Source organism: Xanthomonas campestris pv. badrii (assembly GCF_012848175.1).
In the GTDB taxonomy this organism is placed as follows: Bacteria; Pseudomonadota; Gammaproteobacteria; order Xanthomonadales; family Xanthomonadaceae; genus Xanthomonas; species Xanthomonas campestris_C.
Genome location: NZ_CP051651.1, coordinates 682,828 through 704,403, shown reverse-complemented (window position 1 = coordinate 704,403; position 21,576 = coordinate 682,828). Strand labels below are relative to the sequence as shown.

The window sequence follows — 21,576 nt, the reverse complement described above, 5'->3', positions numbered from 1 at the left end:
TTGCAGCGCCCGCTTCGGTCGGCTAGATTGTATTTAACGGATACAATCTGGACAGATCGATGACCGCTCGCCTGGCACTTGCCGCAGACCTCGGCTACCAATTGCAACTGGCCGCACTGGCGTCCAGTCACGCCGCGCGCCAGGAACTGGCCGACCTTCACCTCACACCCGCCCGCGTCACCGCGCTGATCCACATCCGCGACCAGCCCGGCTGCGATCAGACCGAACTCGGCAACCGTCTGCTGGTCAACCGTGCCGCCGGCATGAAGATCGCCAATGCGCTGGCAGAGCAGGGCCTGATCGAGCGCCTGGCCGGCCGCGACCGACGCAGCAAGGGCCTGTATCTGACCGAACATGGCCAACGCACGCTGGACGTGGCGCAAGGCTGCCTTGCACGTGCCGTCGAGCGCACCTGCACCGGCCTGCAGCCCGGCGAGCAGCAGACCCTGCTACGCCTGCTGTGCAAATTGAACGCTAGCGCCACCCTGGAACGGTCCACCGTTGCAGACGCTGCGCTGGCCGAAGAGTTCTGATTCCCATAGCCCCGACTTGAAGGAGACGCCGCTTGAACGAGCATGACGTGGTATCGGTTCGCATCGAAAACCGCATCGCCTGGGTGAAGTTCGCTCGCCCCGACAAGCGCAATGCAATGAGCCCGACGCTCAACCGCCGCATGATGGACGTGCTGGACGAACTGGAATTCGACGACAACGTCGGTGTGCTGGTGCTGGGTGGCGAAGGCACGGCGTGGTCGGCCGGCATGGACCTGAAGGAATACTTCCGCGAGACCGAAGCGCAGGGCCTGCGTGGCGTGCGCCGCTCGCAACGCGAATCCTATGGCTGGTTCCGTCGCCTGCGCTGGTACCAGAAGCCGACCATCGCGATGGTCAACGGCTGGTGCTTCGGTGGCGGTTTCGGCCCGCTGTTCGCCTGCGACCTGGCCATTGCCGCCGATGAGGCGCAGTTCGGCCTGTCGGAAATCAACTGGGGCATCCTGCCCGGCGGCGGCGTGACCAAGGTCGCGGTAGAACTGTTGTCGATGCGCGATGCGATGTGGATGACGCTGACCGGCGAAACGATCGACGGCAAGAAGGCCGCGCAATGGCGTCTGGTGAACGAAAGCGTGCCGCTGGAGCGCCTGGAAGCGCGCACCCGCGAGGTGGCCGAGTTGCTCCTGCGCAAGAATCCGGTGGCGCTGAAGTACGCCAAGGATGCCGTCCGCCGCGTGAGCACCATGACCTACGACGAGGCCGAGGATTACCTGGTGCGCATGCAGGAAGCAGCCAATTCCTTCGACGACAACGCGCGCAAGGAAGGCATCCGCCAATTCATCGACGAGAAGAGCTACAAGCCCGGCCTGGGCGAATACGACCTGACCAAGACCCGCACCTGAGTCCTTTCGCCGCGCTTCACGCGATGCGTGCACCCACGCATCGCTGGCGCTGCCAGTGGTTTTCTGCACCGAGGAGGGAGTATGGAAGCCTTATCCGTTACGCTGAGCGGCATCGCTGCACGTGGACCCAATGGCCTGTTCATCGACGGCCAATGGCGCGCCAGCAGTGGTGATCGCGTTGTCGATGTGATCGCCCCGCATACCGAAGAGCGCCTGCTGCGCTATACCGAGCCGTCGCCCACTGATGTCGAGGCTGCCGTGGCTGCCGCGCATCATGCCTTCGATCGCGGCCCCTGGCCGCAGCTGTCGCCTGCCGAGCGCGGAGCCGTGCTCAAACGCGTCGCCGAGCAGCTACGCGCACGCCTGCCGGAGCTGGCCGAAGCCTGGACCGGCCAGGTCGGCGCCACCATCGGTTTCAGTCGTCGCGCCTCGCAGCAGGCCCCAGGCCTGTTCGAATACTACGGCGATCTGATCGCCAGCCACCCATTCGTCGAATCGCGCGCACGCGTCAACGGCGGCCTGGTGCACGTGGTGCAGGAGCCGGTGGGCGTGGTTGCGGCGATCACGCCGTGGAATGCACCGCTGGTCCTGCTTTGCTACAAGGTCGCCGCAGCGCTGGCCGCCGGCTGCACGGTGGTGGCCAAGCCCTCGCCGGAAACGCCGATCGACGCCTATCTCCTGGCCGAGTGCATCAGTGCCGCAGGCGTGCCCGATGGCGTGTTCAACCTGGTGCCGGGCGGTCGCGAGGTCGGCGAACAGTTGATCGGTCACCCGCTGGTGGACAAGGTCAGCTTTACCGGGTCCACCCAGGCAGGACGACAGATCGGCGTTGCCTGCGCGCAGCGCCTGGCGCGCTGCGGCCTGGAGCTGGGCGGCAAGTCGGCTGCCATCGTGCTCGAGGACGCCGATCTTGCCAAGGTGTTGCCCAGCCTGGTGCCCTACTCGATGCCCATCACCGGCCAGGTGTGTTATTCGCTGACCCGTGTGCTGGTGCCGGCGCAGCGCCGCGAAGAGATCCTGCAAGCGTATTGCGCGGCCCTGGCAGCACTCAAGCTGGGCGACCCGTTCGCTGCCGACACCGGCATGGGTCCGCTGGCGCTGGGCAGGCAGCTGGAGCGCGTGCAGTCCTATATCGCCAAGGGCAGCGCCGAAGGCGCGCGCCTGGTCATGGGCGGTGGTCGCCCGGCGCACCTGTCACGCGGGTTCTTCATCGAACCGACGGTATTTGCCGACGTCACGCCGGACATGACCATCGCCCGCGAAGAAATCTTCGGCCCGGTGGTGAGCTTCATCGACTATCACGACGAGGCCGACCTGATCGCCAAGGCCAATGCCAGCGACTACGGCCTGCACGGCACCGTCTATGGCGAAGATATCGACCGCGCGTATCGCATCGCGCGTCGCGTGCGCAGCGGCAGCCATTCGATCAATGGCATGTGGGTGGATATCGACATGCCGTTCGGCGGCTTCAAACACTCGGGAATCGGCCGCGAAGGCGGCGTCGAAGGGCTGCATGCGTTTCTCGAGACCAAGACCGTCTATCTCAGCTAGCCCGCTGCAGACCGGTCGCGTTGCCAACGCGTGCACGCAGGCGCGATGCGTTGCGGTGTGACACGCATCGACCGATGCCTGCTGCCGATCGACCGCAACGTATCACATGAACCATCGCCGCCGATTCCGGCGTGCGAGCAACCCTTCTGCCATCACCGTCGCACTCACCACCGTCACTCCCCACTTCGCTTTCGGAAGACAGTGTCATGACCATGCCGACCGACTCGATCTCGTTCCATGCACGACTCACGCCACGACGGCTTGCCGCCCGCGACCTGCTGCTGGAGCAGGAATGGACCTATGCCGAACTCGATGACCTGATCGGCCGTCTGGCCACCTTGCTGCAGACACGCGGCTGTGTCGACGGCGAACGGCTCGCCGTGATTGCACGCAACTCGGTCTGGCAGGTGGCACTGCACTTCGCCTGTGGGCGGGTGGGCGCGATCTATGTCCCGCTGAACTGGCGGCTGAGCGCCAGCGAACTGGACGCCCTGCTGCAACGCGCAGAACCACGCCTGCTGCTGGGCGACGACGTGGCCGCCGGACGCGCGCAGGTGGAGACATTGTCCGATTTCATCGACAGCGCCGGCGCGCTCACGCCAGCCGAAACGCCTTACATCCCGCCCGAACGCATCAGCCTGATCCTGTTTACCTCGGGCACCTCCGGCCAGCCCAAGGGCGTGATGCTGAGCGAGCAGAACCTGCAGCAGGTGGCGCACAACTTCGGCGTCACCACGCGTGTGGATGCGGGAAGTAGTTTTTTGTGCGAAGCACCGATGTTCCACATCATCGGCCTGGCCACCAATGTGCGCCCGGTGCTCGCGGTAGGCGGTTCGATCCAGGTCTCCAGCGGCTTCGAGCCCACGCGCACCCTCGGCTGGCTCGGCAATCCCTCGCTGGGGATCACCCACTACGTTGGCGTGCCGCAGATGATGCAGGCCTTCCGTACCCAGCCCGGCTTCGATCCTGCCGCGTTGCGCCACCTCACCGCGCTGGTCAGCGGTGGTGCGCCGCATGCCAGCGACGATCTGCTGGGCTGGCTGGAAGACGGCATCCCGATGGTATGCGGCTTCGGCATGAGCGAGGCCGGCACGGTGTTCGGTATGTCGGTGGACTGCGAGGTGATCCGCAGCAAACTCGGTGCGGCCGGTATTTCATCGCCGACGGTACAGACGCGGATCGTGGATGGCAACGGAAACGAGTGTCCGCCGGGCACGCCCGGCGAGTTGTTGCTGCGCGGCCCCAATCTCAGCCCGGGATATTGGCGCGACCCGCAGGCAACCGCCGAGATGCGCGATGCGCAAGGCTGGTTCCGCACCGGCGATATCGTCAAGCGCGATGCCGATGGCTTCTTCTGGGTCGTCGATCGCAAGAAGGACATGTTCATTTCCGGCGGTGAAAACGTCTATCCCGCCGAGATCGAGGCCCTGCTGGTCGATCACCCGCAGATCCGCGAATGCGCCGTGGTCGGCATGGCCGATCCGCAATGGGGCGAGGTGGGCTACCTGGCGATCGTGCCGGCCGACGAAGCACCGGATCTGGAGCAGATTCGTAGCTATCTGATCGAGCGTTTGGCCAAGTACAAGGTGCCCAAACACCTGCGGATCGTCGAGGCATTGCCGCGTACTACCACCGGCAAACTGCAGAAGGCGCGCCTGAAGGATGCGCTGGCGACTGGATCATAGCCGCAGCACCGGGTCGGCAAGCGTGGGCAGGCACATCGTTGCCCACGCTTGCTTCAAACTGCAACGGTGGCTCGAGCCATCGCAGTGCCAAGCACCCTGTCGCGCCAGCCGATACAGGACGATTCCCGATACGTCGCAGCACGGCTTGGTGCGGTTTGGCAGCAGACGGTGTCCGTTGCGGTCTACGACGATGCCTGGATGCGGCCTGACATCGCGGCGGAGCGACGCCCCGGGCTAGGACAGGCGCCCTTTGCCGTGCGTCAGCGTGATCCGCACGCGCCGCGAAGCGCTATTGCAGTCGGAGGGACACCGCATGCTGACGCCACCGCACTCCATGCCGGCCAGGGACGCATTGCTCCACTGACACGGCAAGCGCTACCGCCGCTTACGCAGATGCATCCAGCAGGATGTCGTCTTCGCCAACCTGGTTGTCCACCCACACCGCGCCCTGCTCGGCCATCAGCGCCAGTTGATGCTCCAGCTCGCGCATCAGCAGGCGCACGCCCGGCTTGTGGATGGCGCTGCTGTCGCGGTAGATCACCCCACCGGCACGCGCCTGCGAGGGTTGCTGCAGCTGGAACGCACGCAACTCGCCACGTGCGATGTCGCCGGCCACCATCATGCTCGGCATCACTGCGATGCTATCGGTGCCCAGCAGGATCTCACGGGTAAAACTGGCCGAGCTGGAACGCAGCTGGTCGCGCGTGGCCAGCCCGTGTTCGCGCATGACCTGTGCCACGTCACGCTCCACGTGCTGGCTCAATGTCGGCAGCACCTGCCGGTATGCCGCCGCCTCGGCAATGCGCACCGGGCCATTGGCAAACAGCGGGTGGTCGCTACGCGCCACCAGCGCAATCGGATCCTGGTACAACACCTTGCGGGTCAACGCGTCGTAGCGGGCCAGCGGATAGAGCCGCCCCACCACCAGGTCGACTTCATTACCGGCCAGCTTGGGCAGCAGCTCATCGGTGCGTCCATGCAGCAGGCGCACGCGCAGCGTGGGTTCGGCGCGGTAGAGCGCGGCCAGCACTGCAGGCAGCAAGCCGCTTGCTGCCACCGGCAGCGCGCCCACGGTGATCGTGAGCGCATCGTCCTGCAGCAGGCCTTCGAAGGTGTCCTGCGCACGGCGCAGTTGGCCCAGCACCACGTGCGCAGTCTGCACCAGCACTTCACCCATTGCATTGGGCCGCACGCCACGCGAATGACGTTCGAACAGGGGCGCGCCGACGATCTCCTCGATCTCCTGCAGGGCGCGCGTGAGCGCAGGCTGGGTGACATTCAAGACGCGTGAGGCGCGGAGCAGGCTTTTTTGCCGGTCCAGCGCCTCGATGACACGTAGATGCCGGACCTTGATGCGGTGCTCGAAGAACACGGAGGACATGGTCATGGGGGTGGGCCTTACGTTGGGAAATCGGAATACCGCGCCCGGACCGACACAGCCAGGGCGCGCAGCTCAGCGCGCCTCGGGAACCCGCCGCGTCTGCATGAATGCTTCGAAGGATTCGCCGCGCATGATGGCGTAGACCTGGAGATTGGTCATACGCACCACGCGGGCAAACTTTTCGATCACAAAGAAATTGGCGCCATACTGCACCAAGCCGAGCCAGTCGCGCGCCCGGATCAATTCCTTTTCGTGCTCGGTGAGTTCGGCTTCCTGCATCAAGGTTTCCGCGTCCTGCAGGAAGCGGTCGCGCCATGGCGCCCGGATCATGTGCCAGAAAAAGCGATTGAGGCGCAGCGCGCGGTTGCTGGTGCGCAGATCGAACACGTAGGTGCCGTCGATCTTCTCCATCCCGTGTACTTGCGGATTCATCTGCCTCTCCTCATGCCGCGTTGGTGGTGCGTGCCAGCAGCTCGGCCGAGCGCGGCGCATCGGCGGACTCGATGCCAGGCTCGTACAGCACCACGGTCATCGCGGTGGTCGTCATCAGGTAGTAGTTCTGGTGCAGTTTGCGGATCGGCCCCTCCAGCGCGCCGCGCATGGCCAGCCACATGATCTGCTCCACGCTTTCGGCCCCACCCAGGCGCACATAGTCGGTATGGGTAAGATCGGTCAGCGTTTCCGGGGCATGCTGGAAGCGATCCAGGAATTCCATGTCCCACTCGGTATTGTTGAAACCGGTGCGCTCGCCATGGATCTGATGCGACAGACCGCCGGTACCGACCACCACCACCCTGAGATCCTGCGGATACGATTCGATCGCCCGGCGCACGGCCTGGCCCAGCCGGTAACAGCGGCGCGCGGTCGGCAGCGGATATTGCAGGACATTGATGGCGATCGGGACCACCGTGCCCGGCCAGTCCGGCACATGTGGCCACAGCAACGGCAGCGGTGCGGCGCAGCCATGGTCGATCGGCTTGTCCTGGAACACGGTCAGGTCGAATTCGTCGTTGACCAGGCATTCGGCGATATGCGCCTGCAGCTGGACATCGCCGCGGATCGGCGGCAGGTTGCGCAACCCGGCGCCCTCGTCGGCCACCGGGAAGCGCTCACCCACGCCCAGGGCGAAGGTCGGATACAGATCGAAGAAGAACGTGGTGCAGTGGTCGTTATAGAAAAAGACCAGCACGTCGGCCCGCTGTTCCGCGAGCCAGGCAGCGACCGGCGTGTAGCCGTCGAACAGCGGTTTCCATATCGGATCCTGCTGCTTGCCCTTGTCATAGGCCACCCCGATGGTGGGAACGTGCGAAGTCCCGATGCCGCCGATGATGCTTGCCATGCTGCGCTCCTGCGACGTACCTCGGCCAGCAGGCCCAGCGCACGTCTTTGATTGAGCCGGGATCCACTGCAATGGATCCCAACGAGGGACGATCACCAACTACCGACCGCTAAAACGGTATCCTTGGGATCCAAATTGCCACCAAGCGCGCTCATCCGCAAGGTTTTTATGCAGGTGATTGCGAGTTTTCCCTCTGGAAGAAACATGCGCTGCGGTACGGCGCGAGAGAATGGAGCCAATGGCGAACAACCACCGATTGCAAGCAGTTCAGCAATTACGCGAATTGATCCTGTGCGGCACATTCGCCCCGGGCGAACGCATCACCGAGGCGGCGCTGGCCGAACGTCTGGCCATTTCGCGCACGCCCATCCGCCAGGCGCTGCCCGCGCTGTGCCAGGAAGGACTGCTGGCGCAGACGGGCAACCGTGGCTACGCGGTACGCCGCTTCAGCCAGCAGGAGAGCCTGGACGCCCTGGCCGTACGCGCCCTGATGGAAGGCCTGGCAGCGCGCACGGTGGCCGAACAGGGGGCATCGACCGAGGTGCTCGCCACCCTGCATGCCTGTCTTGGCGAAGGCGACCGGCTGTTCGCCAAGCGCAGCCTCGACGCCAGCGACGAACAGACCTATGCAGCGATGAACGCCCGTTTCCATCGGACCATCGTGATTGCGGCCAACAAGCCGATCCTCACCGAGACCGTGAATCGCTGCACGGTGGTGCCGTTCGTCAGCCCGGCCCATGTGGTCTTCGGCCAGCGCTCGGCCACCGTGGCCTACAACGATCTGTATTACGGGCACCGGCAACATGGGGCGATCGTCTCGGCGATCGAACAACGCGATGGCGCGCGCGCAGAGCTGCTGTTCCGCGAACACGCCCACACCCAGCGACACAGCATGGGGATTTAGGGCGGCTAACAGAACGTAGCGAGCAGTCGTCAGGTGGGTGTGGACGGCGCGCAGGAACCGGAGTGTACGAGTGGTACATGCCGATTCCGAGCACCGACCGCGCCCGCCTGACGGCTGCGTAGTAGGTTTGTTAGCCGCTCTTAATCGGGACAGCCTTGGCGCCAGCCTCCAGTCACCCCTGCGGCACTGCACAAGCGCCACGTGCGAACTGGTGAACAGCTGCCTGCCCCGCACGCTGCGGCGGGCAGCAGCAGCGGTAACCTGCCCACCACACACGGCCACTCATCGCAGGCGCCGCGCGTGGCAGGCAGGATCCCTACAACGAATGCACGAACATCAGGTTGAAGTTATTGCCGGCGACCGAATTTTCCACATCCACCGGCAGGTAGACATTGAAGTTGAACAGGTTCTTTTCGTTCATGCGCCATGACAGGCCCGGCCCGATATAGAGCTGCCTGCGCTTGCTGTCCGGCACGCGCTGGTCGTTGGTGCGGTTGTCCTTCAGTTGCTGCAGGTAGTAGCCGTTCAGACCCACCCGCCACTGCTCGTTGATCTTCAATGACGAGGCGAAGTTGAGCCAGAGCACGTCGCCGGCCTGCCCGTTGCGGAAACGGAAGCCCGGAATGGGCGGCACGCCGCCAGCGCGACTGGTCCGGAAGTTGTACAGGTAATTCAGGCGCCCGCTGACCTCCCAGTTGTCGCTGGGTTGCACAGTGAATGCCCAGTGCGGCGCGACCGACCAGAACCCAGTGCTCTGGTTGATCGCGGTATCGCGATCGAACTTGCCAACTGGCGCAAAGGCGTCGATGGCGAACCGCTGAAAGAACAACACGCGGCCGTTGCGCATCACCGGTGGAAACTGCAGCGCAGGCCCGAATGAAATATCGCCCATCCCAAACCCGTTGCTGCTCAGCCGCACGGGACTGTCGGCGGCGAAGGAGGTGTCGTAGTTGACCAGCGGCACGATGGCATTGAAGCTCAACGACGCGCTTTTCCAGGTATAGGGCGTGACATAGATCAGCTGCGTCAGCAGCACGCTGACGTCGACGTTCGGATCGCGGAACGCAGGCGAATCGTTGCCGCTGGCGTCCTTGATCGCGTTGAAATTGTAGTGGCGCGGATATGCGACGACGGTCCAGCCAGGCGTCAACGATCCAAACCCGTCCATGAAACTGGTGCCCCCTACGTTGATGCCTTGCGGCGGCGCCACCGTTTCCGGCACGGCCTGCGCCATTGCCGTGCCTGGCAACATCGCGGCGAGCGTGGCGCAGACGATCCACGACCGTTGCCGACGCGACACCGCGCGCAGCAACACCGAACGACAATGAGCGGATAAACGGACGCATTCCACTAGGCGACTCTCCAATGCGGAAGGATGGATGACAGCGGGCGCGGCGTGGGGGAGAAAGCGGGACGACAACGCTGCATGCCAAACGGCTGCACCGCTTGGTGCGATCTATCGGTGTCGGCTCAGGTGCCGATCTGCAGCAGCAACGATCCAAGCCGCTGCTTGAACAGCCAGCGCTCCTCATCGAAAACCAGCACATCATCGAAACTGCCAAGCAGGGCCGGCGACTGCGCGGCCCATGGCGGCGCCGCAGAGGTTTCGCCGGCGGTGTAAAGCAGCACGTTGCTGTGCGCGTGCGCCAGCGTCGGCGATTGGATGGTGACCAGGGTATTGAGCATCAGGTGGCAGGTGGTGCGCGGTGGACGCGCGCGAAACGCCTGCAGGATTGCCTCGCGCCCGTGCACCGGCGCATCGGGTGCGCTGGGGCGCGCGAACACGCCATCGACCGTGAACAAAGCCGCAAGACCGTCGTGGTCATGCCGATCGTTGTAGAGCGCGAACCGCCGGATCAGCTGCTCGCAGGCAATGATGATCGATGTGTCGTCGTGCATGCAGCCTCCTTGAATGTGTCACACACCGCGCAACGTTGATGGCGAGGCCACAGCCTTGATGCGGGGCCAGGCGCGACACCGCTTACGCGGCCTGCAACCAGTCGCGCAACGCTGCAGTCACCGCGACCGGTGCCTCCACCGGCGCCATATGCCCGCTGTCTTCGAACACCACCAGGCGGGCGCCCGGAATCTGCCGCGCCATGTCCTGATGCCTTGCCAACGGGCTCCAGGCATCCTGGCGTCCAACGCCCAGCAAGGTGGGGCAGCGGATCTGCGCCAGCACCGGCACGGCATCCGGACGCTCCAGCAAGGCGGTGACCTGGCCGGCGAAGCTCTGCGCGCTTTGCCGCCGCACCATCGCAACCAGGCGTTCCATGAGGCTGGTATCGGCAATGCGCGCCGGGTGCAGCATCGGCGGCAGCCAGGTCAGCGCAAGCGCCTGCATGCCCTGGGTCTGGGCCAGGTCCACCAGTGCCTGGCGCTCCTCGCGTTCGCCCTCGCGGCGCGGCGCGGTACCGGTGTCGAGCAGGGCCAGCTGGGTGACCCGCTCGGGCGCCTGGCGCATGATGTCCAACGCGACCCGCCCCCCCATCGAATGCCCGGCCAGCGCGAACCGCGGCGGCGCAAGAGCCAGTGCATGGGCGGCCATCTGCGCGATGTTGTCGAAACCGGCGAAATCCAGCACCTGCACGTCGGCCAGATCACCCAGCCCTTCATGCTGCGGCTGCCAGATGGTGGCATCGCAGAGCAGGCCACAAAGCAGCAGCACGGTGGGCTTGGGCGGATGCGTAAGCGAGGTCATGCATCGACTGTAGCTAGGCCGGCAGCATCCGTCGTATGGAAGATGCTGCCTTCGCTATAAGTTTTTAGACATAGAAAAACGCGCCCGCACGCTCCGCGCGCACAGCCGGCAACCGTGGGCTCGGTTACGCGCTACCGGAGGCGCGCTTCCACAACAGCTCCACCAGCGGCGGAAGCCTGCCGGCCAGCCCGAGCACGGACCCGCGCAGCAGGGTCAGGTGCATGTCATCGTTGGAAAACACGCTATTGATTGCATCGAAGCCATAGGCGGCAACGGTGTTCTCGCTACGCCGGGTGCGCGCCCAGCGCTGCAGGCGGTGCGGCGCTGCCCAGTCGGCACGTTTGGCGAGCGCTGCCCGCACTGCATCGCGCAACGCATTGACGTCGCGCAGGCCCAGGTTGACACCCTGGCCGGCCAGGGGATGCACCACATGCGCGGCATCGCCCAGGGTCAGCACACGGCCACTGACGTAGCGCTCCACCAACTGCCGCTGCAGCGGGAATGCAGCGCGTGCAGAGACCACGCGCACCTCGCCAAGGCGCTTGCCGAAGGCCTGGGTGAGTTCGCGCGAGAACGCCAGATCGTCCAGTGCGAGCACGCGCTCGGCCTCGGCATCGGGCAGGGTCCACACGATCGAGCTACGGCCATCGACAAACGGCAGGAATGCCAGCGGCCCGGTGGTCAGAAAGCGCTGCCAGGCAGTGGACTGGTGCGGCTGCCCGGTTTCCACGAAAGCAACCACACCGCGTTGCGCGTAGGCGTGCCGCGAGACCGCAAACCCGGTCAACTCGCGCAGCGTGGACGATGCGCCGTCGGCGGCGATGGCGATCGCCGCTTCCAGCCGGCTGCCATCGTCCAGGCGCAGCCGCACGCTGCCGGCGTCCTGCTCCAGTTCGACGACCCGCGCCGGGCAGTGCACATCGATTCCCGCCATGTGCACGGCGGCCCACAGGCGGTCCACCAGCAGCGCGTGTTCGACGATCCAGCCCAGCTGTTCGCGTCCCAGCGTGTCGGCATCGAACCCCAGCTCGCCGCCACCGCCGGCATCCCACACCCGCATGCGCCGATACGGCTGCGCGCGCGCTGCGCGTACTGCGCTCCATACGCCAAGACCATCCAGCAACGCGGCGTTGTCGGCCGCGAATGCATAGACTCGCAGATCGGGCTGCTCGGCCTGCCAGCGTGCCGGCTCGCGCCCTTCCACCAGCGCCACCTGCAAGCCGGCATCGGCCAGTGCCAACGCGCAGGCCGCACCGACCACGCCGCCGCCGACGATCACCGCATCGCGTGCAGGGCGCCGGCTCATGCGATCCCCCGGCACAGTTGCGGCACTTCGCCGCGGAAGCCCATCGCCCCGCCGACCAGCATCGACTGCAGCGGCGCGGCCTGCGAGGTCGCCAGCAACCCCAGGCTGCGCAACGGCCGCAACAACGGCGCCGGGTTGCCGGTCAGGCGTGCCAGGCCACTGGAGAACGCGATGGTCTGTTCGCGATCCACGCGACGGCGCGCCAGATACGCGGTCAGCAAGGCACTGGCGCCGGCATCGCTGCGGTCGCGCTCGATCAGTTCGGCCAGCGTCAGCGCGTCGCGCAGGCCCAGGTTGAACCCTTGCGCGCCGATGGGGTGCAGCGTCTGCGCCGCATTGCCCAGCAGCACCACGCGTTCGGCGATCAAATCGTTCGCCAGTACCTGCACCAAGGGATACGCGCTGCGTTCGCCAGTGGCGACAAAGCGCCCGGCGCGCCAGCCGGCAGCGCGCTGCAACCGTGCCAGCCAGCCGGCGTCGTCGAGCGCGGCCACCGCCTCGGCCTCGGCACGCGCCACGCAGTGGATGGCGCCGTAATGGCGGTCGCCCCGCGGCAACAGGGCGGTGGGCCCATGTTCGCCAAAGCGCTCCCAGGCGGTGCCGTCCGGCGGCCGGGAGGCGCGCACGCGCGCCACGAACAGGGTCTGCAGGAAATCCTGCGCGTCGCTACCGATGTGCAGCAGCTCGCGCACCGCGCTGTGGCTGCCGTCGGCGCCGACCACCAGCCTGGCCAGGACGCGCTGTTCGCCATCGGCGGTTGCCAGGCGTACCGCGCGCATGCCGTCCTGTACCGGCTCCACGCCGATGCAGCGCGCCGGGCGGTAGCGGCGCACGCCGGTGGTTTCGTCCAGGCGTGCCTGCAAGGCGTCGCCGAAGTCGCGCGCCACCACCACCTGGCCGAAGCTGTCGCGGCCATAGTCGGCGGCGTCCAGCCGCACGCGGCCGAAATCGCCGGCGCGGCTGACATGGATGCGCCGGATCGGGCCGGGCGGGCCACGCAGCTTGGCCATCACCCCCAGCACGCCGAGCGCGTTGACGGTGGCCGCGGCAAAGCTCAGGTTGCGTTGGTCGAACACCGCCGGCGGCGTGCCGGCCGGGGTGGCTTCGACCAGCCCGACATCCAGGCCAAGGCGGTCCAGTGCGATCGCCAGGCTGGAGCCGACCAGGCCGCCGCCAACGATCAGAACGTCATGTGGATGTGTCATCCGGCCATGATAAGCCCTCGCCCCTGGCCCGATGGCGCCGCTGCGTGGGACATCTTGCCGCGTCCGCCGGTGCGCGCGTCGCCGCAGTCGGTGCCGGTCTTGCGCCCGCCCAGCCCGCTGCCCAGCCCGGCGCGGGCCAGACCGCGGCGCGGGCACGTCGGCTTCCACGCTACACTCCACGATCTGCAACCCGGCCCTTCTCGCACATGACGCCTCGCTCGCACGACACCTGGATCCTGAGCCTGCTGGCCGTGCTGATGGCGGCCACGCGGATCAACCATTTCGCCCCGGTGCCGGATGCGTCGTGGGCGGTGTTCTTCATCGGCGGATTCCATCTGGCGGCGCGCACCCGGCTGGCATTCCCGCTATTGATGGGGCTGGCGGTCGCGGTGGACTGGCTGGTCATCACCGGCCAGGGCATGAGCTTCTGGCAGCACTACTGCGTGTCGCCAGCGTACTGGTGCCTGATCCCGGCCTATTTCGCGCTGTGGGCCGGCGGCGTCTGGCTGCGTCGGCATTACCACGGTGCGCAGTGGAGCGCGTTGGCCTGGCTGGTTGCCACTCTGCTGATCGCCGTGGCGCTGTGCCAGCTGATCGCCCAGGGCAGTTTCTACTGGATCAGCGCCAGCGTGAGCGAACCTACTCTGGCCGGCTGGTTCAAGAACTACACCGACTGGCTCGGCCCGTACCTGCGCAGCGCTGCGCTGTACGTGGCTGCGGCGGCACTTGTCCAGGTCGTGGCCGAGCGCGTGATTGCTCCACCGCGCCAGACCCACGCCGGCTGAGATCATGGGCAACCGTCTTTCTCGTATCTATACGCGCACCGGCGACGATGGCAGCACCGGGCTGGGCGATGGCAGCCGTACCGGCAAGGATGCCTTGCGCGTCAACGCCTACGGCACCGTGGACGAAGCCAATTCGGCCATTGGGGTGCTGCTGGCGGCCCCCGGTGTCCCGACCCCGATCGCCGAGCTGCTGACCACCGTGCAGCACCAGCTGTTCGATCTGGGCGGTGAACTCTGCATCCCCGGGCATGCGGTCATGACGGCGTCCGACATCCAGGCCCTGGAGCAGCAGCTGGATCACTTCAACGACAGCTTGCCGCCGCTGCAGGAATTCATCCTGCCGGCCGGTGGCGAGGCGGCCGCACGCTGCCACCTGGCCCGCACCATCGTGCGCCGGGCCGAGCGCGAAACCGTCGCCCTGTCGCGCCAGGAACCGGTGCGCAGCGAGGCGATCGGCTACCTCAATCGCTTGTCCGACCTGCTGTTCGTGCTGGCGCGGGTACTGGCCCGTGTCGATGGCCAGCAGGAAGTGCTGTGGCGGCACGACCGCCGTCGCGCGTGAGCATGTGCCCGGCGCCGCGGAGAGGCTAGAGTTGCCCCATGCTGGTCTTTACCCACCCCGCCTGCCTCGGCCACGACGCCGGCCCTGAGCACCCCGAGAGTCCTGCCCGCCTGGAAGCGGTGGTCGATGCGTTGCGCGCCGCCTTCCCCGACCTGGACTGGCGCGAGGCGCCGCTGGCCAAGCTCGGCGACCTGTGCCGCGTGCACGAGCGCGAACAGGTCGACGCCGTGCTGGAAACCCCCTTCACCGGCTACCGCCAGCTGGACGTGGACACCCGCATGGTGCCGGCCTCGCGCGCAGCCGCCCTGCGCGCGGCCGGTGCCGGCATCGCGGCAGTGGATGCGGTGATGCAGGACCAGACCCGCACTGCCTTCTGCGCGGTCCGCCCGCCTGGCCACCACGCCACCGCGCAGGTGTCGATGGGCTTTTGCCTGTTCAACAACATCGCCGTGGCCGCCGCCCATGCCCGCGACCGGCATGGCCTGGAACGCATCACCATCGTCGATTTCGACGTGCACCACGGCAACGGCACCCAGGCGATCTTCGAACGCGACCCCGCCGTGCAGTACCTCAGCACCCACCAGTCCGGGCTGTACCCGCATTCGGGCAGCGTCCACGAGCGCGGCGTCGGCAATGTCCACAATCTGCTGTTGCCGCCGGGCAGCGACGGGCTGCGCTTCCGCAATGTCTGGGAGGACGACATGCTGCCGCTGATCGATGCGTTTCGTCCGCAACTGATCCTGATCTCGGCCGGCTTCGACGCCCATCTGCGCGACCCGCTGGCCGACCTGATGCTGGACGACGACGATTTCGCCTGGCTGACCGCCGCCCTGCGCACCCTGGCCGACCGCCATGCACGCGGCCGCGTGGTCTCCATGCTGGAAGGCGGCTACGACCTGCAGGCACTGCGCGAGAGCAGCGTGGCCCACGTGGCCGCACTGCGCTGACCGCCGGTTGGCACCGGCCGTCTGCATGCTGGCGATGAACCTCGCCCGCCCCTCACCGACGCTCTTCATTGCCCCTATGCGGGGTATACGGCAAGCTAGTCGCCATTTTATTGGTTGAACCACGCGTGCGCCGAGCTCTCCGCCTGCTGCCCCTGCCCTTGAGCATCGCCATCTGCCTCCCGGCCATGGCTGCCGACAAGCCGTTGAACTGGGGATTGTGCCCGGCCGTGGACCCGCTACCAGGCTTCGACGGCGCTCCCGCTGCCGACCCCAAGGCGGCCGAGATGCGCCAGCAGCTGCCGACCGACATCGAAGGCGACCAGCTGTCCGGCACCAACACCACCCCGCAGTACCAGGGCAACGTCGCGCTCAAGCGTGGCGACCAGTTCCTGGGCGCGGACAGCCTGCGCATGGACACCGAAACCGGCGACTACATCGCCGAGGGCAATGTCCGTTACCAGGACACCTCCTTCCGCATGGTCGCCGATCGCGCCGAGGGCAACCAGGATACCGACAGCCACAAGGTCACCAACATCCAGTACCAGCTGGTGGACCGACGCGGCAACGGTGGCGCCGAATCGGTGGACCTGCAGGGCCAGGTCGGCCAGATGCATCGCTCGACCTACACCACCTGCGATCCCTCGCAGCCGATCTGGCGCGTGCGTGCGCCGGAAATCGATGTGGACAACGAGGAAGGCTTCGGCACCGCGCGCAACGCGGTGCTGCAGGTCGGCAAGGTGCCGGTGCTGTACTTTCCGTGGTTCAAGTTCCCGATCGACGACCGCCGCCAGACCGGCCTGCTGTTTCCGCAGTTCGGCCTGTCGGGCCGTAATGGCTTCGACTACCTGCAGCCGATCTATCTCAACCTGGCGCCTAACTACGATGCCACCTTGTTGCCGCGCTACATGAGCAAGCGCGGTTTCATGTTCGGCACCGAGTTCCGCTATCTGTACGAAGGCGGCCGCGGCGAGATCACCGGCAACTACCTGCCCAGCGACAAGTTGCGCGACAAGGACCGTGGCAGTGTCTTCTACAGCGGCTACCACAACATCGACAGCCACTGGCAGGCGCGCAGCAGCATCTCCTGGGTCAGCGACACGCGCTATGTGGAAGACTTCACCAGCCGCGTGAACGGCATGGGCTCGGCGTCCAGCCTGCAGAGCACCGTGGGCATCTACGGCACCGGCGAGACGTGGACTGCCGGCCTGATGGCCGACCGCTGGCAGCTCAGCGACTACACGTTGGATGAAACGGCGCTTCCCTATAATCGCCAGCCGCGCGCGTATTTCACCTGGGAGAAACCCTTCGGCATCTTCGAAGCCGGGGTGTATGCCGAGGCAGTGCGGTTCACGCACGACGATTCCTACCGGGTGGACTTCATTCCGAACGCTGGCAACGACGACAACAGAGGCGACGATTATGTGCGCACCAACATCCGCAACCGGGACTATGGAAGCGGCTCGCGCCTGGATCTGAAGCCGTATGTCTCGATGCCATTATCCGGTGCGTCCTGGTTCCTGACGCCCACCGTGGCTTGGCGATACACGGCGTATCAGCTGGATTCCACGACCGCCAATACCGCGCCGCTCACCGGCAACCGCACGCCCACGCGCAGCCTGCCGATCACCTCGCTGGATGCCGGCGTGTATTTCGATCGCGAAACCACGGTATTCGGCACCAACTATCTGAACACCCTGGAACCGCGTCTGTACTACCTGTACGTGCCGTACCGCGACCAGGACGATCTGCCGGTGTTCGATACGCGTCCGTTCACCTTCAGCTATGGCCAGTTGTTCCGCGACAGCCGCTATACCGGCGCCGACCGCCAGAACGATGCCAACCAGCTGACCCTGGCGGTGACCTCGCGCTGGCTGCGCCAGGACAATGGACGGGAGAAGCTGTCGCTGAGCGCTGGCCAGATCCTGTATTTCAACGACTCGCTGGTCACGATCAACAACTCCGCCGCCAACAGCGAGCGGCCGATCGAGCAGGGCAAGTCCGCCTGGGTGGCCGATGCCAACTACTCCATCAATGACCGCTGGTCGATGGGCGCCACCTACCAGTGGAACCCGAACTCGCGCAAGGAGGATCTGGCCAGCCTGCGCACGCGTTACCTGCTGGGCAACGACGGCATCGTCAATCTGGCCTATCGCTACCGCCGTAACCTGATCGACGACAGCGACCAGCTCAAGCAGGCCGACTTCTCCTTCCTGTACCCGATCAACCCGACCTGGAGCGCGGTGGGCCGCTACTACTACTCGCTGCTGGATCGCAAGCCGTTGGAGATCATCGGCGGCGTGCAGTGGGATAGCTGCTGCCTGGCGGTACGTGCGCTGGTGCGCCGGTTCGTGCGCAACCGCGATGGCGAGATGGACAACTCCATCCAGTTCGAGTTCGTCCTCAAGGGCTTGAGCTCGTTTGGCCAGAACACGGACCGCACTTTGCGCCGTGCTATTCTCGGCTATTACCGCGACGACCTGTACCTGGTCCCGCCCAGCAACACTACGACCAATCCGGACGATTACGATCCGAACCTGATTCCATGACCAAGCCTTTCTCCGTTGTTCTTGCCTCGCTGCTGGTGATCACCAGCACGATCTCGCCGCTGGCATCGGCGCAGCAATCCCAGCCGCTGGATCGGATCGCCGCCATCGTGGACGAAGACGTGGTGCTGCAGAGCGAGCTCGATCGCGCTGTGCGCAACGTCAAGTCGCAGTACGCCGGCCGCGAGAACCAGCTGCCGCCGGACGATGTCCTGCAGCGGCAGGTGCTCGAGCGCCTGGTCCTGGTCAAGTTGCAGGTCGGCCGTGCCGAGGGCAGTGGCATCCGCGTCAGCGACGAGGAACTCAACCGCGCCATCGCCAGCATCGCCCAGCAGAACGGCACCAGCGTGGATGGCCTGCGCCAGAAGCTGGCCGCCGACGGCATGGCCTTCGGCGATTTCCGCGCTTCGGTACGCGATGAAATCATCGTGCAGCGCCTGCGTCAGAGCTTCGCGCAGAGCCGCATCAGCGTGAGCGAAGGCGAAGTGGACAGCGCCCTGGCCCAGCAGGCCACCACCGGCAGCCAATATCACCTGGCGCACATTCTGATAGGCCTGCCAGAAGGCGCGACCGCCGACCAGATCGCCACCGGCCAGAAGAAGGTCGACGGCGTCAAGGCCTTGATCGACAAGGGCGAGCTGGATTTCTCGGCCGCAGCGGTGCGTTATTCGGACAGCCCGAACGCGTTGGAAGGCGGCGACCTGGGCTGGCGCAGCCTGGACGAAATTCCCAATGCCTTCGCCCAGCTGATCCGCGACATGCAGCCCGGCCAGGTCGCCGGCCCGTTGCGTGGCCCCAGCGGTTTCCAGTTGCTCAAGCTGGTGGAAATGCGTGACGCCAATGCCGGCGGCGAAAAGAAGATGGTCACCGAGTACAACGCCCGGCACATCCTGATCCGCGTCGGCGACAACCAGACCGAAGCGCAGGCCAAGGCCAAGATCGACACGCTGCGCGCGCGCATCGTCGGCGGCGCCGATTTCCAGGCAACCGCCAAGGAAGCGTCCGAAGATACCAATAGCCGCGGGCAGGGTGGCGACCTGGGCTGGTTCCCGGCCGATGCCTTCGGCCCGGACTTCGGCAAGCAGGTCGAAAGCCTGGCCGACGGCGGGGTGTCCGAGCCGTTCCGCACCCAGGCTGGCTGGCATATCGTGCAGCGCGTCGGCAGCCGCCAGACCGACGTCAGTGCCGAGAACCAGCGCGCCCAGATCCGCGAAACGATCGGCCGTCGCAAGCTGGAAGAGGAATACAACCGCTACCTGCAGGAACTGCGCGGCGAAGCCTATGTGAGCTACCGCACCGGCGATCGCGCCGACGGCAATGCCACCGCCGAACCGACCAAGCCTGCAGAACCGGCTGCACCGACCCCGCCGCCGGCACAGCCGGCGCGCTGAGGTCATGCAGGTCCCGTCGCTCGCGCTGGTGCCAGGCGAGCCGGCCGGGATCGGGCCGGAGCTGTGCGTCCGGCTGGCCCAACGGCCGCGCTCGGATGCCCACCTGATCGCCTATGCCGATCCGGATACCTTGCACAGCGCCGCACAGGCGCTGTCGTTGTCTGTGCGGCTGCTCGATCCCGACCAGCCCGCACGGGCACCCGGCGACCTGCCGCTGTTCCCGATTCGCCAGGCCGCCCCGACCCGCTTCGGCACCCCGGACCCGGCCAATGCCGCGGCGGTGATCGCCGGCCTGCGCACCGCTGCTGGCGACTGCCTGGCCGGCCGCCTGCAGGGCATCGTGACCGGACCGGTGCACAAGGCGGTCATCAACGCCGGCGGCATCGCCTATACCGGCACCACCGAGTTGCTGGCCGAGCAGGCCGGCTGCCCGGTGGTGATGATGCTGGCCAACCACATCGTGCGCGTCGCCCTGGTCACCACCCACCTGCCGTTGCGCGCGGTGGCCGATGCGATCACCGCCCAGGCGCTGGCGCAGTGCCTGCGCATCACCCACGCTGCGCTCCAGCGCGACTTCGGCCTGCCGGCGCCACGACTCGCCGTGCTCGGGCTCAACCCGCATGCGGGCGAGGACGGCCACCTGGGGCGCGAGGAACTGGACGTCATCATTCCGCTGCTGGAGCAGTTACGCGGCGAAGGCCTGCACCTGATTGGCCCGTTGCCGGCAGATACCGCCTTCCTGCCGCAGAAACTGAGCGGCGTCGATGCGGTGGTGGCGATGTACCACGACCAGGGCCTGCCGGTGCTCAAGTACAGCGGCTTCGAACAGGCGGTCAACATCACGCTGGGCCTGCCCTACCCCCGCGTGGCAGTGGACCATGGCACCGCGCTGGAACTGGCCGGGCGCGGCATTGCCGACCCGTCCAGCCTGATGGCGGCAACCGCGCTGTGCGCACGACTGGCGGCGCGCCGCTGAGCGAGCCGCGCGGCGGCACGCCACAGCGGTGGCGCACGGCCTGACTCGCCCTTGCCGCACGCCGCACCGCGGGCACCGACACCGCGTGCAGCCGCCGGCTCCGTTAAACTGCGCGGATGAATTCTTCCTTCAGCGCACCGGCCAAGAAGTCGCTCGGCCAGCACTTTCTTGCCGACCGGTATTACATCGACCGGATCGTCCAGGCGGTGGACCCGCGCACCGGCCAGCATCTGGTCGAAATCGGCCCCGGCCAGGGCGCCATCACCTTCCCGCTGCTGCGCAAGCATGGTGCGTTGACCGTGATCGAGTTCGATCGCGATCTGATCGCCCCGCTGACCGAAGCCGCCGCACCGATCGGCGAACTGAGCATCATCCACCGCGACGTGCTGAGCGTGGACTTCACCGCGCTGGCCAATGGCAGCCCGATCCGCCTGGTCGGCAACCTGCCCTACAACATTTCCTCGCCGATCCTGTTCCATGCGCTGGACCACGCCAGCGCCGTGGCCGACATGCACTTCATGCTGCAGAAGGAAGTGGTCGACCGCATGGCCGCCGGCCCGGGCAGCAAGGTCTACGGCCGGCTCAGCGTGATGTTGCAGGCCTACTGCGAGGTCAGCGCGCTGTTCGTGGTGCCGCCGGGCGCGTTCCGGCCGCCGCCAAAGGTGGACTCGGCCGTGGTGCGGCTGGTGCCGCGCGATGCGGCCACGGTGATGATCAACGACCGCCGCCGCTTTGCCGATGTGGTGCGCGCCGGCTTCGGGCAGCGTCGCAAGACCCTGCGCAATGCCTTGTCCACCGTCTGCGAACCCGCGCATTTCGAGGCCGCAGGCGTGCGTCCGGACGCCCGCGCCGAACAACTCGAGGTGGCCGATTTCATCCGGCTGGCCAATGTCCAGCTGGCGTGAGC

Annotated in this window: 20 protein-coding genes and 1 other RNA gene; 12 read left to right on the top strand and 9 right to left on the bottom strand. The window is 66.4% G+C overall.

Features of this window, described 5'->3' with window-relative positions; all coding sequences use genetic code 11:
- The first annotated feature begins 59 nt into the window (after positions 1 to 59).
- The 4 genes from HG421_RS02885 to HG421_RS02870 all read left to right on the top strand — a co-directional run bounded on the left by HG421_RS02885 (position 60) and on the right by HG421_RS02870 (position 4,629).
- The gene (locus HG421_RS02885; RefSeq protein ID WP_169705046.1) at positions 60 to 533 is read left to right on the top strand and encodes a MarR family winged helix-turn-helix transcriptional regulator; all 474 of its coding nucleotides are present in this window, start codon (positions 60 to 62) and stop codon (positions 531 to 533) included.
- Positions 534 to 565: 32 nt separating this feature from the next.
- A complete protein-coding gene (locus tag HG421_RS02880; protein WP_169705044.1) occupies positions 566 to 1,393 on the top strand; it encodes a p-hydroxycinnamoyl CoA hydratase/lyase in 828 nt (275 codons plus the stop codon).
- An 81-nt stretch (positions 1,394 to 1,474) separates the two neighbouring features.
- A complete protein-coding gene (locus HG421_RS02875; RefSeq protein ID WP_169705042.1) occupies positions 1,475 to 2,944 on the top strand; it encodes an aldehyde dehydrogenase in 1,470 nt (489 codons plus the stop codon).
- 206 nt (positions 2,945 to 3,150) lie between these two features.
- Positions 3,151 to 4,629, top strand: coding sequence for an AMP-binding protein (locus tag HG421_RS02870; RefSeq protein ID WP_169705040.1), 1,479 nt, complete (start codon positions 3,151 to 3,153; stop codon positions 4,627 to 4,629).
- A 385-nt stretch (positions 4,630 to 5,014) separates the two neighbouring features.
- Here HG421_RS02870 and HG421_RS02865 read toward each other — a convergent pair whose 3' ends face one another.
- From HG421_RS02865 to HG421_RS02855, 3 genes are all read right to left on the bottom strand, one after another.
- Entirely contained in the window at positions 5,015 to 6,016 is a 1,002-nt protein-coding gene (locus HG421_RS02865; RefSeq protein WP_169705038.1) for a LysR substrate-binding domain-containing protein, read from the bottom strand.
- Positions 6,017 to 6,082: 66 nt separating this feature from the next.
- Positions 6,083 to 6,442, bottom strand: coding sequence for a protocatechuate 3,4-dioxygenase (locus HG421_RS02860; RefSeq protein ID WP_064508575.1), 360 nt, complete (start codon positions 6,440 to 6,442; stop codon positions 6,083 to 6,085).
- A gap of 10 nt (positions 6,443 to 6,452) precedes the next feature.
- Positions 6,453 to 7,349: a gallate dioxygenase gene (locus tag HG421_RS02855; RefSeq protein ID WP_169705036.1), complete on the bottom strand. Its 897-nt coding sequence runs from the start codon at positions 7,347 to 7,349 to the stop codon at positions 6,453 to 6,455.
- Between the two features lie 229 nt (positions 7,350 to 7,578).
- Between HG421_RS02855 and HG421_RS02850 the strand changes: the two genes are divergently transcribed.
- Positions 7,579 to 8,253 carry a GntR family transcriptional regulator gene (locus HG421_RS02850; RefSeq protein ID WP_169705034.1) on the top strand — a complete coding sequence of 225 codons (675 nt, stop codon included), beginning with the start codon at positions 7,579 to 7,581 and terminating at the stop codon, positions 8,251 to 8,253.
- Positions 8,254 to 8,256: 3 nt separating this feature from the next.
- On the opposite strand, the gene HG421_RS02845 is transcribed toward HG421_RS02850, so the two are convergent.
- The 6 genes from HG421_RS02845 to ubiH all read right to left on the bottom strand — a co-directional run bounded on the left by HG421_RS02845 (position 8,257) and on the right by ubiH (position 13,465).
- Positions 8,257 to 8,332, bottom strand: a non-coding RNA gene (locus tag HG421_RS02845) — sX9 sRNA.
- A gap of 237 nt (positions 8,333 to 8,569) precedes the next feature.
- A complete protein-coding gene (locus tag HG421_RS02840) occupies positions 8,570 to 9,604 on the bottom strand; it encodes a SphA family protein (RefSeq protein WP_169705033.1) in 1,035 nt (344 codons plus the stop codon).
- A gap of 119 nt (positions 9,605 to 9,723) precedes the next feature.
- The gene (locus tag HG421_RS02835; protein WP_169705031.1) at positions 9,724 to 10,152 is read right to left on the bottom strand and encodes a nuclear transport factor 2 family protein; all 429 of its coding nucleotides are present in this window, start codon (positions 10,150 to 10,152) and stop codon (positions 9,724 to 9,726) included.
- An 82-nt stretch (positions 10,153 to 10,234) separates the two neighbouring features.
- The gene (locus HG421_RS02830; protein ID WP_169705029.1) at positions 10,235 to 10,954 is read right to left on the bottom strand and encodes an alpha/beta fold hydrolase; all 720 of its coding nucleotides are present in this window, start codon (positions 10,952 to 10,954) and stop codon (positions 10,235 to 10,237) included.
- A 124-nt stretch (positions 10,955 to 11,078) separates the two neighbouring features.
- The gene (locus tag HG421_RS02825; RefSeq protein WP_169705027.1) at positions 11,079 to 12,260 is read right to left on the bottom strand and encodes a UbiH/UbiF family hydroxylase; all 1,182 of its coding nucleotides are present in this window, start codon (positions 12,258 to 12,260) and stop codon (positions 11,079 to 11,081) included.
- On the bottom strand, positions 12,257 to 13,465 hold the full coding sequence (gene ubiH, locus HG421_RS02820) for a 2-octaprenyl-6-methoxyphenyl hydroxylase (protein WP_169705025.1): 1,209 nt from the start codon (positions 13,463 to 13,465) through the stop codon (positions 12,257 to 12,259). Before ubiH ends, HG421_RS02825 begins: the two co-directional genes overlap by 4 nt.
- 206 nt (positions 13,466 to 13,671) lie before the next feature.
- On the opposite strand from ubiH, the gene HG421_RS02815 reads away from it, so the two are divergent.
- The 7 genes from HG421_RS02815 to rsmA all read left to right on the top strand — a co-directional run bounded on the left by HG421_RS02815 (position 13,672) and on the right by rsmA (position 21,574).
- Complete coding sequence (locus HG421_RS02815) at positions 13,672 to 14,250, top strand: hypothetical protein (protein ID WP_169705023.1); 579 nt, start codon at positions 13,672 to 13,674, stop codon at positions 14,248 to 14,250.
- A 4-nt stretch (positions 14,251 to 14,254) separates the two neighbouring features.
- The gene (locus HG421_RS02810; RefSeq protein WP_169705021.1) at positions 14,255 to 14,812 is read left to right on the top strand and encodes a cob(I)yrinic acid a,c-diamide adenosyltransferase; all 558 of its coding nucleotides are present in this window, start codon (positions 14,255 to 14,257) and stop codon (positions 14,810 to 14,812) included.
- Between the two features lie 38 nt (positions 14,813 to 14,850).
- The gene (locus HG421_RS02805) at positions 14,851 to 15,759 is read left to right on the top strand and encodes a histone deacetylase family protein (RefSeq protein WP_169705019.1); all 909 of its coding nucleotides are present in this window, start codon (positions 14,851 to 14,853) and stop codon (positions 15,757 to 15,759) included.
- Positions 15,760 to 15,884: 125 nt separating this feature from the next.
- Positions 15,885 to 18,305 carry an LPS-assembly protein LptD gene (gene lptD / locus HG421_RS02800; protein ID WP_169705017.1) on the top strand — a complete coding sequence of 807 codons (2,421 nt, stop codon included), beginning with the start codon at positions 15,885 to 15,887 and terminating at the stop codon, positions 18,303 to 18,305.
- Positions 18,302 to 19,693 (top strand): peptidylprolyl isomerase, encoded by a 1,392-nt coding sequence (locus HG421_RS02795; protein ID WP_169705015.1) that lies wholly within the window; start codon positions 18,302 to 18,304, stop codon positions 19,691 to 19,693. The genes lptD and HG421_RS02795 overlap by 4 nt, the downstream gene beginning before the upstream one ends.
- Positions 19,694 to 19,697: 4 nt before the next feature.
- Positions 19,698 to 20,669, top strand: coding sequence for a 4-hydroxythreonine-4-phosphate dehydrogenase PdxA (pdxA, locus tag HG421_RS02790; protein WP_169705013.1), 972 nt, complete (start codon positions 19,698 to 19,700; stop codon positions 20,667 to 20,669).
- Positions 20,670 to 20,785: 116 nt separating this feature from the next.
- Positions 20,786 to 21,574: a 16S rRNA (adenine(1518)-N(6)/adenine(1519)-N(6))-dimethyltransferase RsmA gene (gene rsmA, locus HG421_RS02785; RefSeq protein ID WP_169705011.1), complete on the top strand. Its 789-nt coding sequence runs from the start codon at positions 20,786 to 20,788 to the stop codon at positions 21,572 to 21,574.
- Positions 21,575 to 21,576 lie beyond the last annotated feature (2 nt).

Coding starts and splice junctions, on each gene's coding strand:
- HG421_RS02885 (WP_169705046.1), top strand. CDS start 60: ATGACCGCTCGCCTGGCACTTGCCGCAGACCTCGGCTACCAATTGCAA.
- HG421_RS02875 (WP_169705042.1), top strand. CDS start 1,475: ATGGAAGCCTTATCCGTTACGCTGAGCGGCATCGCTGCACGTGGACCC.
- HG421_RS02870 (WP_169705040.1), top strand. CDS start 3,151: ATGACCATGCCGACCGACTCGATCTCGTTCCATGCACGACTCACGCCA.
- HG421_RS02865 (WP_169705038.1), bottom strand. CDS start 6,016: ATGACCATGTCCTCCGTGTTCTTCGAGCACCGCATCAAGGTCCGGCAT.
- HG421_RS02860 (WP_064508575.1), bottom strand. CDS start 6,442: ATGAATCCGCAAGTACACGGGATGGAGAAGATCGACGGCACCTACGTG.
- HG421_RS02855 (WP_169705036.1), bottom strand. CDS start 7,349: ATGGCAAGCATCATCGGCGGCATCGGGACTTCGCACGTTCCCACCATC.
- HG421_RS02850 (WP_169705034.1), top strand. CDS start 7,579: ATGGAGCCAATGGCGAACAACCACCGATTGCAAGCAGTTCAGCAATTA.
- HG421_RS02835 (WP_169705031.1), bottom strand. CDS start 10,152: ATGCACGACGACACATCGATCATCATTGCCTGCGAGCAGCTGATCCGG.
- HG421_RS02830 (WP_169705029.1), bottom strand. CDS start 10,954: ATGACCTCGCTTACGCATCCGCCCAAGCCCACCGTGCTGCTGCTTTGT.
- HG421_RS02825 (WP_169705027.1), bottom strand. CDS start 12,260: ATGAGCCGGCGCCCTGCACGCGATGCGGTGATCGTCGGCGGCGGCGTG.
- ubiH (WP_169705025.1), bottom strand. CDS start 13,465: ATGACACATCCACATGACGTTCTGATCGTTGGCGGCGGCCTGGTCGGC.
- HG421_RS02815 (WP_169705023.1), top strand. CDS start 13,672: ATGACGCCTCGCTCGCACGACACCTGGATCCTGAGCCTGCTGGCCGTG.
- HG421_RS02810 (WP_169705021.1), top strand. CDS start 14,255: ATGGGCAACCGTCTTTCTCGTATCTATACGCGCACCGGCGACGATGGC.
- HG421_RS02805 (WP_169705019.1), top strand. CDS start 14,851: ATGCTGGTCTTTACCCACCCCGCCTGCCTCGGCCACGACGCCGGCCCT.
- HG421_RS02795 (WP_169705015.1), top strand. CDS start 18,302: ATGACCAAGCCTTTCTCCGTTGTTCTTGCCTCGCTGCTGGTGATCACC.
- pdxA (WP_169705013.1), top strand. CDS start 19,698: ATGCAGGTCCCGTCGCTCGCGCTGGTGCCAGGCGAGCCGGCCGGGATC.
- rsmA (WP_169705011.1), top strand. CDS start 20,786: ATGAATTCTTCCTTCAGCGCACCGGCCAAGAAGTCGCTCGGCCAGCAC.